We start from the raw sequence: 15003 nt of genomic DNA, 5'->3' as shown, positions 1-15003 counted from the left end.
CGTGATTATATGTAGGAGGTGTTTTTTTGAAGATTCTATTTCAAGAAATAATTAATAAAGCGATAGAAATGAAAGCGAGTGATGTACATTTTATTCCAGTTAAAAATGAAGTAAGTATTAAATTTAGAATTAATGATAACTTGGAGCAGTATGAACAAATTGGGAATAGCATTTATCAAAAGTTATTAGTTTATATGAAGTTTCAAGCTGGGCTTGATGTTTCTACACAGCAAGTCGCACAGAGCGGTCGATATAGTTACCATTTCAATAAAATATATTTTTTGAGAATATCAACTTTACCATTGTCACTTGGCCAAGAAAGTTGTGTTATCAGAATTGTACCTCAATTTTTTCAACAACAGAAATCAACTTATAAATTCAATGATTTTAAACACCTCATGAATAAGAAACAAGGATTACTATTGTTTAGTGGGCCAACTGGTTCAGGAAAGAGTACATTAATGTATCAAATGGTCTCATACGCGAATAAAGCCTTGAATTTAAATGTAATTTCTATAGAGGATCCTGTAGAGATGCAAATTCCTGGTATCGTCCAAATTAATGTGAATGATAAAGCTGGCATTAACTATGTAAATTCGTTTAAAGCTATTTTAAGATGTGATCCTGATGTTATTTTAATAGGTGAAATCAGAGATAAAGATGTTGCCAAGTGTGTTATACAGGCTAGTTTAAGTGGTCACCTTGTTCTGACTACATTGCATGCAACTGATTGTAAAGGTGCTATTTTAAGGCTATTAGAAATGGGCATTTCTGTACAAGAATTGATACAGGCAACTAACTTAATTATAAACCAACGACTTGTAACTACTATTAAGCAACAGCGACAATTAGTATGCGAAATTCTATCTCAGCAACAACTCCGATATTTCTTTTCCCATAATCATTCATTACCATCATCATTTAAGAACTTAGAAGATAAACTTGATGATATGACAAAAGCAGGTGTCATTTGTGAAACTACAATGGATAAATACATTTAAACTACATTCTAAGAAGCGACAATTAAGTAAGGCCCAACAAATCGATTTACTTTCAAATTTATGTAATTTGTTGAAATATGGTTTCACTCTGTATCAAAGTTTTCAATTTTTAAATCTTCAAATGACATATAAAAATAAGCAATTAGGTACCACCATTCTAAGTGAAATTTCAAATGGTGCACCATGCAATCAAATATTATCACTGATAGGTTATAGCGATACTATCGTCATGCAAGTATATTTGGCAGAAAGATTTGGCAATATTATAGACGTTCTAGAAGAAACCGTAAATTATATGAAAGTGAATAGAAAGTCAGAACAACGATTGTTAAAGACACTGCAATACCCCTTAATACTAGTTTCTATCTTTATTGCTATGATTATTATATTAAACCTCACAGTAATTCCACAGTTTCAACAATTATATACTTCTATGAATATTCAACTATCTTCTTTTCAAAAAACATTGTCTTTTTTCATTACCAGCTTACCTACTATAATTGTAGTAATGCTCATAATAGTATCTATGTTGGCTATTATTATGAAATTAATTTATAACAATTTAAATATGCTCAATAAGATAAACTTTGTGATGAAACTACCGCTAATATCAGGCTATTTCCAATTATTTAAAACTTATTTTGTAACTAATGAATTAGTGTTGTTTTATAAAAATGGTATTACACTTCAATCAATAGTAGACGTTTATATTAACCATAGTAGTGATCCATTTAGACAGTTTCTAGGTAAATACTTATTAACTTATTCAGAAATGGGATATGGTTTGCCTCAAATTTTAGAAAAACTAAAATGCTTTAAGCCTCAATTAATTAAGTTTGTGCTACAAGGTGAAAAGAGAGGGAAGCTAGAAGTAGAACTAAAGTTATATTCGCAAATATTAGTAAAACAAATAGAAGATAAAGCGATAAAACAGACTCAGTTTTTACAGCCTATTTTATTTTTGATTTTAGGTTTATTTATTGTCGCAATTTATTTAGTAATTATGTTACCAATGTTTCAAATGATGCAAAGTATAAAATAATGGAGGTTAATATATGTTTAAATTTCTTAAGAAAACTCAAGCGTTTACATTGATAGAGATGCTATTAGTGTTATTAATCATCAGTTTATTATTAATTTTAATCATTCCAAATATTGCTAAACAAACTGCTCACATACAATCAACAGGTTGTAATGCACAGGTAAAAATGGTTAATAGTCAAATTGAAGCGTATGCATTGAAACATAATAGAAATCCATCGTCTATTGAAGACTTAATTGCAGATGGTTTTATAAAAGAAGCACAAAAGACATGTAAATCAGGAGAGACAATAACAATTAGTAATGGAGAAGCAGTTGCAAATTAGAAAGCAGTCAGCATTTACTATGATTGAGATGCTTGTGGTAATGATGTTAATCAGTATATTTCTACTTTTGACAATGACATCTAAAGGATTAAGCAATCTTAGAGTAATAGATGATGAGGCAAATATCATTTCTTTTATTACTGAATTGAATTATATTAAGTCGCAAGCTATAGCAAATCAAGGATATATCAATGTTAGATTTTATGAAAACAGTGACACTATTAAAGTAATAGAGAATAATAAAATACGATTTCTAAAATTAAAAGTAGGCAAAATAATTAATGTTGCAAAAGTTGATATTATTGCCTTTGATAAAAAAGGGAATATCAATAAATTTGGTAGCATAACAATTGACAATAACAATTCAATTTATAGAATAATATTCCATATTGAAAAAGGAAGAATTCGTTATGAAAAGCTATAAGTGTAAAGGATCATTCTTAATAGATAGTATGGCTGGATTTTTGCTAATTGGATTGATTACATTACTATTGATACCAATGATGAATCAAATGCAAGCGAGTATAAACCATAAACTACAATCAATTGATGCTTCTAAAGTAATTTTGACGACTGTATCTAAAATTAATAAAGAAGAACTTAAGAAGGGGGTAACTATAGGGAAATATGATATTAAGCAAAGTGACCAACAAATTTGTGCTATTTCAAAAAATACCACTTCTTATCAAAAGACATGTATACAGTATTAATGTCAAAGCTTTTTCGCTTATTGAAATGTTAGTAGCGATGATGGTTATAAGTATAATTTTACTAATTGTTCCAGACTTAATTAGACTTAGCAAAACTTTTCTAATTGAAAGTAGGGAATTAACAACTGTAGATTTCGAATTTTTCTCAAGAGATATTCTAGAGGATTTTAAAGGTGTAGATAAAAACGATATTGAAATTAGGCAACAGCGTATCATTTTACATAAAGGTGAAGAAATGATCGAATACAAATTAATAAATAATAAAATTATTAAAGTTGTAAATGACAGAGGAAATATAACAATGATTAATAATGTTACAGCATTTACTGCAAATATCTACTATAAATCTATTATTAAAATAACGATAACAGTTAAAGTCGGTACAAATCTGCAGACTAAAACTATTTATGTATAACTTACTAGAATTTAAATGAGTACTATTAAAAAGGATGTGAAATAATTTATTAATTTTGATTTATATAAAGAAAAAGGATATGTAACTCCGTTCTTATTGATGCTAACAGCAATTTATTTTTCCATTTTCACTTTTTATATCAGTCAATATAGTTTAAAATTAAAGACATTATATAATATTGAAACTGACTATAACTATAAGATTGTTTTGTTATTGAAAGAAGGGGAAACGCATGAATCATGATAAATCACCAATAATTTTAATTGGTTTCATGGGTACCGGTAAATCTACGATTGGTAAATACGTTGCAGATGAGCAAAATTTATCATTTATTGATATAGATTCATATATCGAAGAGAAGTATAAGTTAACAATACCAGAAATATTTAGTAAACATGGTGAACAATATTTCAGGAATTTAGAGTTCACATGTTTGCAAGAATGTATTAACACTGCAGATATAATTGCTACTGGTGGTGGTATTATTGAAAGTGAAGAGGCATTTAATTTTTTGAAAAATCAAAAAAACATTATTTGGTTAGATTGTAATATTGATATTATATATAGTCGAATCAATGATGACCCACATCGACCTAATGCAAATAATAAGACAATCAAGCAGTTAAATGACTTGTATTGCTCGCGGATTTTAAGATATAATGAAATCGCATTCAAGAAATTTGATAGTCATTTGCTATCAATTTCAGAAATATATTATGAATTGCTAAATTTAATAAAAGCGAGTGATCAGTATTAGAGAGAATAGAGCGTTAAGACTCTATCGCCGAAGGTGCAAGTAATTTATTACGAAACTCTCAGGCAAAAGGATAATACTGTAACGCGTTCCTGAATTGGTGATTTATAAACAGGGTAGCGATTGCTATCCTGTTTTTATAATTTTAAGGGGGTATTTCAATGTCAAGTGATTTAAAACAAACACCTTTATATCAAAATTATGTTGATAGAGGTGCAAAAATTGTGGAATTCGGAGGATGGGCGATGCCTGTTCAATTTTCAAGTATTAAAGAGGAGCATAATGCTGTTCGATACGAAATTGGCCTGTTTGATGTTAGTCATATGGGTGAAATTGAAGTAACAGGTAAAGATGCTAGTCAGTTTGTGCAATATTTATTATCAAATGATACTGATAATTTAACTACTTCAAAAGCATTATATACTGCTTTATGTAATGAAGAAGGCGGTATTATTGATGATTTAGTAATATATAAATTAGCTGACGACAATTATTTATTAGTTGTTAATGCTGCTAATACTGAAAAAGATTTTAATTGGATTTTAAAACACAAAGAGAAATTTGATGTTGAAGTACAAAATGTATCAAACCAATATGGTCAATTAGCAATACAAGGACCAAAAGCTAGAGATTTAATTAATCAATTAGTTGATGAAGATGTAACTGAAATGAAAATGTTTGAATTTAAACAGGGTGTCAAATTATTTGGAGCAAACGTCATTTTATCTCAGTCAGGTTACACAGGTGAAGATGGGTTTGAAATTTATTGTAATATCGATGATACTGAAAAAATTTGGGATGGTTTATTAGAGTATAATGTTATGCCATGTGGGTTAGGCGCTCGTGATACATTAAGATTAGAGGCTGGATTGCCATTACATGGACAAGATTTAACTGAATCAATTACACCATATGAAGGTGGTATCGCTTTTGCAAGTAAACCATTAATTGATGCTGATTTTATTGGTAAATCTGTATTAAAAGATCAAAAAGAAAATGGTGCACCAAGAAGAACAGTGGGATTAGAATTACTTGAAAAAGGAATTGCAAGAACTGGTTATGAAGTTATGGATTTAGATGGAAATATTATTGGAGAAGTAACTTCAGGAACACAGTCTCCATCATCAGGAAAATCAATTGCACTTGCAATGATAAAAAGAGATGAGTTTGAAATGGGTAGAGAGTTGCTTGTTCAAGTTCGTAAGCGTCAATTAAAAGCGAAAATTGTTAAGAAAAATCAAATTGATAAATAATTAAAAAGGGGTGTGCATTGTGAGTCATCGTTATATACCTTTAACTGAAAAAGACAAGCAAGAAATGTTACAAACAATTGGTGCAAAATCTATAGGAGAATTATTCGGTGATGTACCAAGTGACATTTTATTAAATAGAGATTTAAATATTGCTGAAGGCGAAGCGGAAACAACGTTACTTAGAAGATTAAATCGCATTGCAAGCAAGAATATCACTAAAGAAACGCATACATCATTTTTGGGTGCTGGTGTTTATGATCATTACGCGCCATCAGTTGTGGATGCTATGATTTCAAGATCAGAATTTTACACAGCATATACGCCATATCAACCGGAAATTTCTCAAGGTGAATTACAAGCCATTTTTGAGTTCCAAACTTTAATTTGTGAATTAACAGATATGGATGTAGCAAATTCTTCTATGTATGATGGGATGACTAGCTTTGCTGAAGCATGTATCTTAGCATTTAGTCAAACAAAGAAAAATAAAATTGTAGTCTCAAAAGGTTTACATTATCAAGCATTACAAGTACTTCATACTTATGCTAAGACGCGTAAGGAATTCGAAGTAGTGGAAATCGATTTAGATGGCACTGTTACAGATTTGAAAAAATTAGAAGCAGCAGTGGATGATGAAACAGCAGCTGTTGCAGTACAATATCCAAACTTTTACGGTTCAATTGAAGATCTTGAAAAGATTCAAAGCTTTATTGAAGATAAAAAAGCATTATTTATCGTATATGCAAATCCATTAGCATTGGGATTACTTACACCTCCAGGTTCATTTGGTGCAGATATTGTTGTAGGTGATACTCAGCCATTCGGAATTCCTGCTCAATTCGGTGGGCCACATTGTGGATATTTTGCAACGACGAAAAAGTTAATGCGTAAAGTGCCAGGTAGATTAGTCGGTCAAACACAAGATGATGAAGGTAATCGTGGCTTTGTATTAACATTACAAGCACGTGAACAACATATTCGACGCGATAAAGCGACATCTAATATTTGTTCTAACCAAGCATTAAATGCTTTAGCGTCATCAATTGCAATGTCAGCACTTGGTAAACAAGGTATCTATGATATTGCAGTTCAAAATATAGAACATGCTAACTATGCTAAACAACAATTTATTAAAAAAGGTTTTGAAGTATTAGATGGTACATCTTTCAATGAGTTTGTAGTCAAATTTGACAAACCAATTCAACAAGTTAACGAGGAATTAGTGAAGTACAATATTATCGGTGGTTTTGATTTAGGTGTTGTTTCAGACGACTTTAAAAATCACATGTTAATAGCTGTAACTGAATTAAGAACAAAAGATGAAATCGATACATTTGTAGAAAAGGCTGGTGAGTTAAATGACTAGTAAATCAAGTCCATTAATTTTTGAAAGATCTCGTGAAGGCAGATATGCATATTCATTACCAAAAAGTGATATTAAAACAAATTCTGTTGAGTCATTGTTAGATGATAAATTTATTCGTAAAAACAAAGCGGAGTTTCCTGAAGTTGCTGAACTAGACTTAGTACGTCATTATACTGAACTTTCAAATAAAAATTTCGGTGTAGACAACGGATTTTATCCATTGGGTTCATGTACGATGAAGTATAATCCTAAAATTAATGAAAAGGTTGCTAGAATACCAGGATTCAGTGAATCACATCCATTACAAGATGAAGACCAAGTTCAAGGTTCATTAGAAATTATTTATAGTTTGCAAGAAGAATTAAAAGAAATTACTGGTATGGATGAGGTAACATTACAACCAGCTGCTGGTGCACATGGTGAATGGACTGCATTGATGATATTTAAAGCTTATCATGAGAATAATGGTGAAGGTCATCGTGATGAAGTCATTGTGCCAGATTCTGCGCATGGTACGAATCCAGCCTCAGCTTCATTTGCAGGATTTAAATCAGTTACTGTAAAATCAAACGAACGTGGCGAAGTTGATATTGATGACTTGAAACGTGTTGTAAATGAAAATACAGCAGCTATTATGTTAACTAATCCAAATACTTTAGGTATTTTCGAAAAAAACATTATGGAAATCCGTGAAATCGTCCATAATGCTGGTGGTCTATTATATTATGATGGTGCGAATTTAAACGCTATTATGGACAAAGTTCGCCCAGGAGATATGGGATTTGATGCTGTTCATTTAAACTTGCATAAAACATTTACTGGTCCACATGGTGGCGGCGGTCCTGGTTCAGGTCCAGTCGGTGTAGTAAAAGAACTAGCAAGTTACTTACCAAAGCCAATGGTTATTAAAGATGGCGACAAATTTAAATATGATAATGACATTAAAAATTCTATCGGACGTGTAAAACCATTTTATGGTAACTTTGGTATTTACTTAAGAGCTTATACGTATATTCGAACTATGGGAGCAACTGGACTTAAAGAGGTTTCGGAAGCAGCGGTTCTTAATGCGAATTATATTAAAGCACGTTTATCTGAACACTTTGAAATACCTTATAAACAATATTGTAAACATGAGTTTGTGTTAAGTGGTGTGCGTCAAAAAGAATTTGGTGTACGTACTTTAGACATGGCTAAGCGATTATTAGATTTCGGTGTACATCCACCAACAATATACTTCCCATTAAATGTTGAAGAAGGTATGATGATTGAACCGACTGAGACAGAGTCTAAAGAAACACTTGATTATTTTATCGATACATTAATTAGTATTGCTGAAGAAGCTAAAAATGATCCTGATAAAGTGCTAGAAGCACCACATACAACTGTGATTGATCGATTAGACGAAGCTACAGCTGCTCGTAAACCAATATTAAAGTTTGAAAATCTTAAACAGGAAAAATAAAGTATTAAACACATATTCCGAGAATTATTATTCTAACTTTGTATGAAGATTTAAGGATAATGGTTTCAAAATCAATTGAAAAAGACAATTTCTATTTGAACAAGAAAAATAAACCGAAGTAATAACTCTTAGGGTTTGGTATTATTCTTTCATAGAAATTGTCTTTTCATTTTTTAGATTGCGGTAATTGAATCGTATTGAAAATGAGCTGAACTTTCTTTATTATGCTGAAACTAAGTTTAATGATCAGTGAAGCTAGAGAAATATAGTAACAGGCTTTGTTAAAAAATTAAAATCTGAGTATTGTTATTGATGATCAATTAACACTCAGATTTTATTAAATCGTATATTAAATTTACAAAAACTATTTTTTAGACTTTATTTTTCCAGTCCATTTTTTATAGCCGCCTTTTAACATATAGATATCTGTATATCCATTCTTTTTCAAAATACGAGCGGCTCTATAGCTAGCAATCCCATTGGCATCACATAAGTATACCGGTTGATCTTTTCTTAATCCTTGGAATCGTTGCCTGAACATTGTCATAGGAATATTGCGAGACCCATTAATGTGACCGTAGTCATAGTCAACTTTCTCTCTAACATCGATGACTTGAGCTTTTCTAATCCCATTATGGAATTCATTTTGATCTAATTCTTTAACAGCTCGCTTGTTAAGAATTTGTTGAACAATCATATAAGCAATAATTGCTATAACTAAAATTATTGCGATGTACAAACTAGCACTCATCTTGCATCCTCCCTAATTAAACGATAATATAATTATAAGACTGTTAGGTCAAATTATCAAAATATTTCACTAAAGAATTGCAATTATTATTCATTTAGTTAAATTGATTAATTAGCGAATCAAATATTATACATTTTGCTGATAGGAGTTCTTGAATATGACTGAAACTTGGAATTTTATTAATACAGGAAGTAAAGACCCATATTATAATATGGCAATGGATGAAGCGTTATTAAATTTTGTCTCTAGAGGTGAAATTGATCCAGTTATACGTTTTTACACATGGAATCCTGCAACATTATCAATAGGGTATTTCCAAAGGCTACAAAAAGAAATTGATATTGATAAGGTTAAAGAGAAAGGTTTTGGTCTCGTAAGGCGTCAAACTGGTGGCCGTGGGGTGCTACATGATAAAGAGTTAACTTACAGTGTGATTGTGCCTGAATCGCATCCGAATATGCCTTCTACAGTTACAGAAGCGTACAGAGTGATTTCACAAGGATTATTAGAAGGATTTAAAAACTTAGGATTTGATACTTATTTTGCGGTACCTAAAACGCCTGAAGAGCGTCAAAAATTAAAACAACCTCGAAGTTCAGTGTGTTTTGATGCACCAAGTTGGTATGAGCTAGTTGTTGAAGGCCGTAAGATTGCTGGGAGTGCTCAAACGAGACAAAAGGGCGTAATCCTCCAACACGGTTCGATTTTACAAGATATTGATATTGATGAACTGTTTGATATGTTTATTTATAAAAATGAAAGATTAAAATTAAAAATGAAAGAGGCATTCGTTGAAAAAGCAGTTGCCATCAATGATATTTCAGATGAACACATTACTATTAGTCAAATGGAAGAAGCTTTCGAGAAAGGTTTTAAGAAAGGTTTAAATATAGAATTAAAGCCACTTGAATTAACAGAAGCTCAATTGGCAGAAGTGGAAGAATTAACTGAAAAATATCGTTCAGATGAATGGATGTTTAGAAAGTAGTTTTTAGAATAAAAAATGGAAGCACGTAGACTATTTTACCTACAAGTGCTTCCGTTTTTTTATCTATTTTCTTCTTTGGTTTCTTTTATACTTACGCATTGCTTTGCGATATTTGCGTTGGTCTTCAGTTAAGATGAAGAAATAATAAATCAGATAAATAATACCAGCTATTACAGCAAAGCTGATTAACATTCTGACGATTGAAAAAATAAAGGCATCTAGATTCATTACTAATCCAATCGCAGCAATAATAAGTACAAGATAAAATATTATATTACGCATTAAAAGACTCCTATCATGATTTTGCATTTAAGTTTAATTTTGACAACGCTTGTTGTCCTTTTGTAAGTTGTTTTTTATCTTTATTTTGATAGCCATTTTTAATATCATCAAATGCATGATTCAAATCAGAGTTTAATTTATCGATATTTTTAGACGTTTTTTTATCATCATCACTAAGTGATAAACCATCGATAGCATCTTTGTATGAAGTGTGAGCACTTTGAATATCATTAGAAATTTGATTTAATTTCGATTGAACATTCTTATCGCCTTTGTTTTTACTTACATCTTTCTCAATATCGTTATAGGATTTCAAAGCTTTAGCAACTTTGTCGTAGTATGTTGATGTAACATTCATCAATTTAATTTTCGTATTATTAGATGCAGTTTTTTTACTGTTTTCTTTATCCTTTTCAAGCCCTTTAATTTTAGATTTAGAATCACTAATTTGTTGATTAAGTTCTTGAATATCTAGTTTGAGTTGATGATTATCTTCTCTTAAATCTGTTGTTTTTTCTTCTAATGGTGCTAAATTTTGTGATCCACATCCAGCTAACAATAATGTTGCGCCAACAATTGAAACCAATTTTTTCATTACTATCTCCCTAAAATCAATATCTATTATTTTTTATCCTTATTATGATATTATTTTAATGTATAAAGTTGAAATGCACAAACGTTTCACTAGGAGGTAATAAGATGAGCAGAATAACACAAGTGCATCGTATTTTAGAACAAAAACATTTAGATGCGATTATCATTCTTTCGGATTACAATAGAAGATATTTATCAGGTTTTACTGGTACCAGTGGAGCACTTATCATATCTAAAGATAAACAATATTTGATAACAGACTTTAGATATATTGATCAAGCAACTAAGCAGGCGCCAAATTATGAAATTATTAATCGTAAATCTACTATTATTGGTGAGATTAAAGAATTGCTACACCAAGAAAATTTTGAAAATATAGGTTTTGAGGGGCATCATGTAAGTTATGATACATACCTTGAATTAAATAAAAGCCGTATATCATTAATAAGCATTTCTAATACTGTAGATAAAATTAGAGACGTCAAAGATGTTGACGAAATTGCTTTAATTCAAAAAGCAGCTAATATTGTTGATGAAACATATGAATATATTTTAACTGTTGTAAAAGCAGGTATGACTGAAAAAGAATTAAAGGCAATATTAGAAAGTAAAATGCTAGAATTAGGAGCAGATGGACCATCATTTGATACGATTGTAGCATCTGGTCATAGAGGTGCATTACCACATGGTGTTGCAAGTGATAAAATTATTGAAAAAGGCGACATGATTACATTAGATTTTGGCGCGTATTATAACGGCTATTGTTCAGATATTACTAGAACATTTGCTATTGGAGAACCAGATCCTAAACTGAAAGAAATATATCAAATAGTACTTGAATCTCAAATGAAAGCAATTAATGAGATTAGACCTGGCATGACTGGTGCAGAAGCTGATGCCATTTCAAGAAACTATTTAGAGTCAAAAGGGTATGGAAAAGAATTTGGACATTCACTAGGACATGGTATTGGTTTAGAAATCCATGAAGGGCCAATGCTGGCTCGTACGATACAAGATAAACTTCAAGTTAACAACTGTGTTACAGTAGAACCTGGTGTTTATATAGAAGGTTTGGGCGGTATAAGAATAGAAGATGATATTTTAATTACAGAAAATGGTTGTCAAGTCTTTACTAAATGCACAAAAGACCTTATAGTTTTAACATAAGCGTGTAAAATGAGGAGGAAACTGAATGATTTCGGTTAATGATTTTAAAACAGGTTTAACAATTTCTGTTGATAACGCTATTTGGAAAGTTATAGACTTCCAACATGTAAAGCCTGGTAAAGGTTCAGCATTCGTTCGTTCAAAATTACGTAATTTAAGAACTGGTGCAATTCAAGAGAAAACGTTTAGAGCTGGTGAAAAAGTTGAACCAGCAATGATTGAAAATCGTCGCATGCAATATTTATATGCTGACGGAGATAATCATGTATTTATGGATAATGAAAGCTTTGAACAAACAGAACTTTCAAGTGATTACTTAAAAGAAGAATTGAATTACTTAAAAGAAGGTATGGAAGTACAAATTCAAACATACGAAGGTGAAACTATCGGTGTTGAATTACCTAAAACTGTTGAATTAACAGTAACTGAAACAGAACCTGGTATTAAAGGTGATACTGCAACTGGTGCCACTAAATCGGCAACTGTTGAAACTGGTTATATATTAAATGTACCTTTATTTGTAAACGAAGGTGACGTTTTAATTATCAACACTGGTGATGGAAGCTACATTTCAAGAGGATAATCTCTAATTTGTTAACAAATAGCTTGTATTCACTATACTGATTTAACGTAAGATATTCTAAATAAGTCTCATAAAGCTATTGCCTAAAATGATTATAGGTTATATGCTGATATGAGGCTTTTTATTTTTAAAATAATTTTTAAAATATAAAACGAATCGTCTAATTGGTAGTGAAAAAACATAGACATGAGTAAAGGTATATATCTACATATCATATTGTTGAGGATAAAACATAATAGCTAATAAAAATAACATTGATATGTTTAACTGAATGCATAAAATTTTTAATCAAGAGTTAAGATGAGTCAATGTTAAGTAATAAATACACAAGTGTTTTTAATTTAAAATGTGGTTTTATTATAACTTTGGGATAGACTTATAATGTCGCCAGCAATATGAACATGCTTGAATTGAAGAGTTGTCTCAAGTAAAATAGACGGGTAGATGAAAACAAACTGAAGGAGTCAGTAATAATGAACTTTAAAGAAATCAAAGAATTAATTGAAATTCTGGATAAATCAACTTTAACGGAAATCAATATTGAAGATACTAAAGGCAAAGTGACGCTTAAGAAAGAAAAAGAAACTGAGATTATCACGCCACAAATCTCACAAATGCCAGTTGAAGCTGCGGCAATGCCTATGCCTCAAGCACAATCAACTGATAGCAATAAAACTGAAGCTCCAAAGCCAACTTCAGATAATCACAAAACAATTAATGCACCTATGGTAGGTACATTTTACAAATCGCCATCTCCAGACGAAGAAGCATATGTGCAAGTTGGGGACACTGTTTCAAATGAAACAACAGTGTGTATTTTAGAGGCAATGAAACTATTTAATGAAATTCAAGCAGAAATTTCAGGTGAAATTGTTGAAATCTTAGTAGAAGACGGACAAATGGTAGAGTATGGCCAACCGTTATTTAAGGTGAAATAATGAAAAAGGTTTTAATTGCAAACCGCGGTGAAATCGCAGTTAGGATTATTCGCGCTTGTCGTGATTTAGGCATCCAAACTGTTGCAATCTATTCTGAAGGGGATAAAGATGCGCTACATACTCAAATTGCTGATGAAGCATATTGCGTAGGTCCCACTTTGTCTAAAGATTCATATTTAAATATTCCGAACATCTTATCTATTGCAACTTCTACAGGTTGTGATGGCGTTCATCCGGGTTATGGCTTTTTAGCTGAAAATGCTGACTTTGCAGAATTATGCGAAGCATGCCAATTGAAGTTCATTGGACCAAGTTATCAATCTATCCAAAAAATGGGTATCAAAGATGTTGCTAAGGCAGAAATGATCAAAGCCAATGTTCCAGTTGTTCCTGGTAGTGACGGTTTAATGAAAGACGTCTCAGAAGCTAAGAAAATCGCTAAGAAAATTGGCTATCCGGTCATCATTAAAGCTACTGCTGGTGGTGGCGGAAAAGGTATCCGTGTTGCTCGTGATGAAAAAGAACTTGAAACTGGCTTCCGAATGACAGAACAAGAAGCTCAAACTGCATTTGGTAATGGTGGACTTTATATGGAGAAATTCATCGAAAACTTCCGCCATATTGAAATCCAAATTGTTGGGGACAGCTATGGTAATGTAATTCATTTAGGAGAACGTGATTGTACAATTCAAAGACGTATGCAGAAATTAGTGGAAGAAGCACCTTCCCCAATTTTAGATGATGAAACACGTCGTGAAATGGGAAATGCCGCAGTTCGTGCAGCGAAAGCTGTAAATTATGAAAATGCGGGAACAATTGAGTTTATATATGATTTAAATGATAATAAATTTTATTTTATGGAAATGAATACACGTATTCAAGTAGAACATCCTGTAACTGAAATGGTAACAGGAATTGATTTAGTTAAATTACAATTACAAGTTGCTATGGGTGACGTGTTACCGTATAAACAAGAAGATATTAAATTAACAGGACACGCAATTGAATTTAGAATTAATGCTGAAAATCCTTACAAGAACTTTATGCCATCACCAGGTAAAATTGAGCAATATCTTGCACCAGGTGGATATGGTGTTCGAATAGAGTCAGCATGTTATACTAATTATACGATACCGCCATATTATGATTCGATGGTAGCGAAATTAATCATACATGAACCGACACGAGATGAAGCGATTATGGCTGGCATTCGTGCATTAAGTGAATTTGTGGTTCTTGGTATTGATACAACTATTCCATTCCATATTAAATTATTGAATAACGATATATTTAGAAGCGGTAAATTTAATACAAACTTTTTAGAGCAAAATAGCATTATGAATGATGAAGGTTAATAGGAGGTCAATCC

The 15003-nt window shown here is 31.4% G+C and carries 19 protein-coding genes and 1 riboswitch; of the genes, 16 read left to right on the top strand and 3 right to left on the bottom strand.

Translation table 11 applies throughout. The annotated features are described in order from the left end of the window. Positions 1-26 precede the first annotated feature (26 nt). The 11 genes from comGA (at position 27) to gcvPB (ending at position 8331) form a co-directional block, all read left to right on the top strand. Complete coding sequence (gene comGA, locus NSS86_RS06380; RefSeq protein WP_000697220.1) at positions 27-1001, top strand: competence type IV pilus ATPase ComGA; 975 nt, start codon at positions 27-29, stop codon at positions 999-1001. Beyond that, positions 973-2043 (top strand): competence type IV pilus assembly protein ComGB, encoded by a 1071-nt coding sequence (comGB, locus tag NSS86_RS06375; RefSeq protein ID WP_000776422.1) that lies wholly within the window; start codon positions 973-975, stop codon positions 2041-2043. Before comGA ends, comGB begins: the two co-directional genes overlap by 29 nt. A 13-nt stretch (positions 2044-2056) precedes the next feature. Beyond that, positions 2057-2368, top strand: coding sequence for a competence type IV pilus major pilin ComGC (gene comGC / locus NSS86_RS06370; RefSeq protein WP_000472256.1), 312 nt, complete (start codon positions 2057-2059; stop codon positions 2366-2368). Continuing rightward, a complete protein-coding gene (gene comGD / locus NSS86_RS06365; RefSeq protein ID WP_001788899.1) occupies positions 2346-2792 on the top strand; it encodes a competence type IV pilus minor pilin ComGD in 447 nt (148 codons plus the stop codon). Before comGC ends, comGD begins: the two co-directional genes overlap by 23 nt. Next, on the top strand, positions 2779-3078 hold the full coding sequence (locus tag NSS86_RS06360; RefSeq protein ID WP_000844410.1) for a hypothetical protein: 300 nt from the start codon (positions 2779-2781) through the stop codon (positions 3076-3078). Before comGD ends, NSS86_RS06360 begins: the two co-directional genes overlap by 14 nt. Continuing rightward, a complete protein-coding gene (locus NSS86_RS06355; protein WP_001788897.1) occupies positions 2996-3493 on the top strand; it encodes a competence type IV pilus minor pilin ComGF in 498 nt (165 codons plus the stop codon). The genes NSS86_RS06360 and NSS86_RS06355 overlap by 83 nt, the downstream gene beginning before the upstream one ends. Positions 3494-3589: 96 nt before the next feature. Next, positions 3590-3736: a hypothetical protein gene (locus NSS86_RS06350; RefSeq protein WP_001792109.1), complete on the top strand. Its 147-nt coding sequence runs from the start codon at positions 3590-3592 to the stop codon at positions 3734-3736. Continuing rightward, positions 3726-4250 carry a shikimate kinase gene (locus tag NSS86_RS06345; RefSeq protein ID WP_001015120.1) on the top strand — a complete coding sequence of 175 codons (525 nt, stop codon included), beginning with the start codon at positions 3726-3728 and terminating at the stop codon, positions 4248-4250. The genes NSS86_RS06350 and NSS86_RS06345 overlap by 11 nt, the downstream gene beginning before the upstream one ends. Next, a riboswitch (glycine riboswitch) is annotated at positions 4237-4334 on the top strand. Its footprint overlaps the gene before it by 14 nt. A 74-nt stretch (positions 4335-4408) precedes the next feature. After that, the gene (gene gcvT, locus NSS86_RS06340) at positions 4409-5500 is read left to right on the top strand and encodes a glycine cleavage system aminomethyltransferase GcvT (protein ID WP_000093349.1); all 1092 of its coding nucleotides are present in this window, start codon (positions 4409-4411) and stop codon (positions 5498-5500) included. Between the two features lie 19 nt (positions 5501-5519). Continuing rightward, entirely contained in the window at positions 5520-6866 is a 1347-nt protein-coding gene (gene gcvPA / locus NSS86_RS06335; RefSeq protein ID WP_000019691.1) for an aminomethyl-transferring glycine dehydrogenase subunit GcvPA, read from the top strand. Further along, positions 6859-8331: an aminomethyl-transferring glycine dehydrogenase subunit GcvPB gene (gene gcvPB / locus NSS86_RS06330; RefSeq protein WP_000202188.1), complete on the top strand. Its 1473-nt coding sequence runs from the start codon at positions 6859-6861 to the stop codon at positions 8329-8331. The genes gcvPA and gcvPB overlap by 8 nt, the downstream gene beginning before the upstream one ends. A 364-nt stretch (positions 8332-8695) precedes the next feature. Here the strand turns inward: gcvPB and NSS86_RS06325 are convergent, their stop codons facing one another. Then, the gene (locus NSS86_RS06325; RefSeq protein ID WP_001276571.1) at positions 8696-9082 is read right to left on the bottom strand and encodes a rhodanese-like domain-containing protein; all 387 of its coding nucleotides are present in this window, start codon (positions 9080-9082) and stop codon (positions 8696-8698) included. Positions 9083-9239: 157 nt separating this feature from the next. Between NSS86_RS06325 and NSS86_RS06320 the strand changes: the two genes are divergently transcribed. Then, on the top strand, positions 9240-10070 hold the full coding sequence (locus NSS86_RS06320) for a biotin/lipoate A/B protein ligase family protein (RefSeq protein ID WP_000141109.1): 831 nt from the start codon (positions 9240-9242) through the stop codon (positions 10068-10070). Between the two features lie 63 nt (positions 10071-10133). Here NSS86_RS06320 and NSS86_RS06315 read toward each other — a convergent pair whose 3' ends face one another. Further along, positions 10134-10352 carry an SA1362 family protein gene (locus NSS86_RS06315; protein WP_001244298.1) on the bottom strand — a complete coding sequence of 73 codons (219 nt, stop codon included), beginning with the start codon at positions 10350-10352 and terminating at the stop codon, positions 10134-10136. 13 nt (positions 10353-10365) lie between these two features. Next, positions 10366-10947 (bottom strand): hypothetical protein, encoded by a 582-nt coding sequence (locus NSS86_RS06310; RefSeq protein WP_000737686.1) that lies wholly within the window; start codon positions 10945-10947, stop codon positions 10366-10368. A gap of 104 nt (positions 10948-11051) precedes the next feature. Between NSS86_RS06310 and NSS86_RS06305 the strand changes: the two genes are divergently transcribed. From NSS86_RS06305 to accC, 4 genes are all read left to right on the top strand, one after another. Next, positions 11052-12113 carry an aminopeptidase P family protein gene (locus NSS86_RS06305; RefSeq protein ID WP_000087103.1) on the top strand — a complete coding sequence of 354 codons (1062 nt, stop codon included), beginning with the start codon at positions 11052-11054 and terminating at the stop codon, positions 12111-12113. A gap of 25 nt (positions 12114-12138) precedes the next feature. Beyond that, positions 12139-12696 carry an elongation factor P gene (efp, locus tag NSS86_RS06300; protein ID WP_000626502.1) on the top strand — a complete coding sequence of 186 codons (558 nt, stop codon included), beginning with the start codon at positions 12139-12141 and terminating at the stop codon, positions 12694-12696. A gap of 473 nt (positions 12697-13169) precedes the next feature. Next, positions 13170-13634 carry an acetyl-CoA carboxylase biotin carboxyl carrier protein gene (accB, locus tag NSS86_RS06295; RefSeq protein WP_001009516.1) on the top strand — a complete coding sequence of 155 codons (465 nt, stop codon included), beginning with the start codon at positions 13170-13172 and terminating at the stop codon, positions 13632-13634. Then, positions 13634-14989, top strand: coding sequence for an acetyl-CoA carboxylase biotin carboxylase subunit (accC, locus tag NSS86_RS06290; protein WP_000756612.1), 1356 nt, complete (start codon positions 13634-13636; stop codon positions 14987-14989). Before accB ends, accC begins: the two co-directional genes overlap by 1 nt. Positions 14990-15003 lie beyond the last annotated feature (14 nt).

The organism is Staphylococcus sp. FSL W8-0056 (genome assembly GCF_037963075.1).
GTDB classification, from domain to species: Bacteria; Bacillota; Bacilli; order Staphylococcales; family Staphylococcaceae; genus Staphylococcus; species Staphylococcus aureus.
This window is presented reverse-complemented; position numbering and strand designations above follow the sequence as displayed.

Bases quoted from the DNA above. Each gene is read 5' to 3' on its own strand.
- comGC (WP_000472256.1), top strand. From the start codon at position 2,057: ATGTTTAAATTTCTTAAGAAAACTCAAGCGTTTACATTGATAGAGATG.
- comGD (WP_001788899.1), top strand. From the start codon at position 2,346: ATGGAGAAGCAGTTGCAAATTAGAAAGCAGTCAGCATTTACTATGATT.
- NSS86_RS06360 (WP_000844410.1), top strand. From the start codon at position 2,779: ATGAAAAGCTATAAGTGTAAAGGATCATTCTTAATAGATAGTATGGCT.
- NSS86_RS06355 (WP_001788897.1), top strand. From the start codon at position 2,996: ATGATATTAAGCAAAGTGACCAACAAATTTGTGCTATTTCAAAAAATA.
- NSS86_RS06345 (WP_001015120.1), top strand. From the start codon at position 3,726: ATGAATCATGATAAATCACCAATAATTTTAATTGGTTTCATGGGTACC.
- gcvT (WP_000093349.1), top strand. From the start codon at position 4,409: ATGTCAAGTGATTTAAAACAAACACCTTTATATCAAAATTATGTTGAT.
- gcvPB (WP_000202188.1), top strand. From the start codon at position 6,859: ATGACTAGTAAATCAAGTCCATTAATTTTTGAAAGATCTCGTGAAGGC.
- NSS86_RS06325 (WP_001276571.1), bottom strand. From the start codon at position 9,082: ATGAGTGCTAGTTTGTACATCGCAATAATTTTAGTTATAGCAATTATT.
- NSS86_RS06320 (WP_000141109.1), top strand. From the start codon at position 9,240: ATGACTGAAACTTGGAATTTTATTAATACAGGAAGTAAAGACCCATAT.
- NSS86_RS06315 (WP_001244298.1), bottom strand. From the start codon at position 10,352: ATGCGTAATATAATATTTTATCTTGTACTTATTATTGCTGCGATTGGA.
- NSS86_RS06310 (WP_000737686.1), bottom strand. From the start codon at position 10,947: ATGAAAAAATTGGTTTCAATTGTTGGCGCAACATTATTGTTAGCTGGA.
- NSS86_RS06305 (WP_000087103.1), top strand. From the start codon at position 11,052: ATGAGCAGAATAACACAAGTGCATCGTATTTTAGAACAAAAACATTTA.
- efp (WP_000626502.1), top strand. From the start codon at position 12,139: ATGATTTCGGTTAATGATTTTAAAACAGGTTTAACAATTTCTGTTGAT.
- accB (WP_001009516.1), top strand. From the start codon at position 13,170: ATGAACTTTAAAGAAATCAAAGAATTAATTGAAATTCTGGATAAATCA.
- accC (WP_000756612.1), top strand. From the start codon at position 13,634: ATGAAAAAGGTTTTAATTGCAAACCGCGGTGAAATCGCAGTTAGGATT.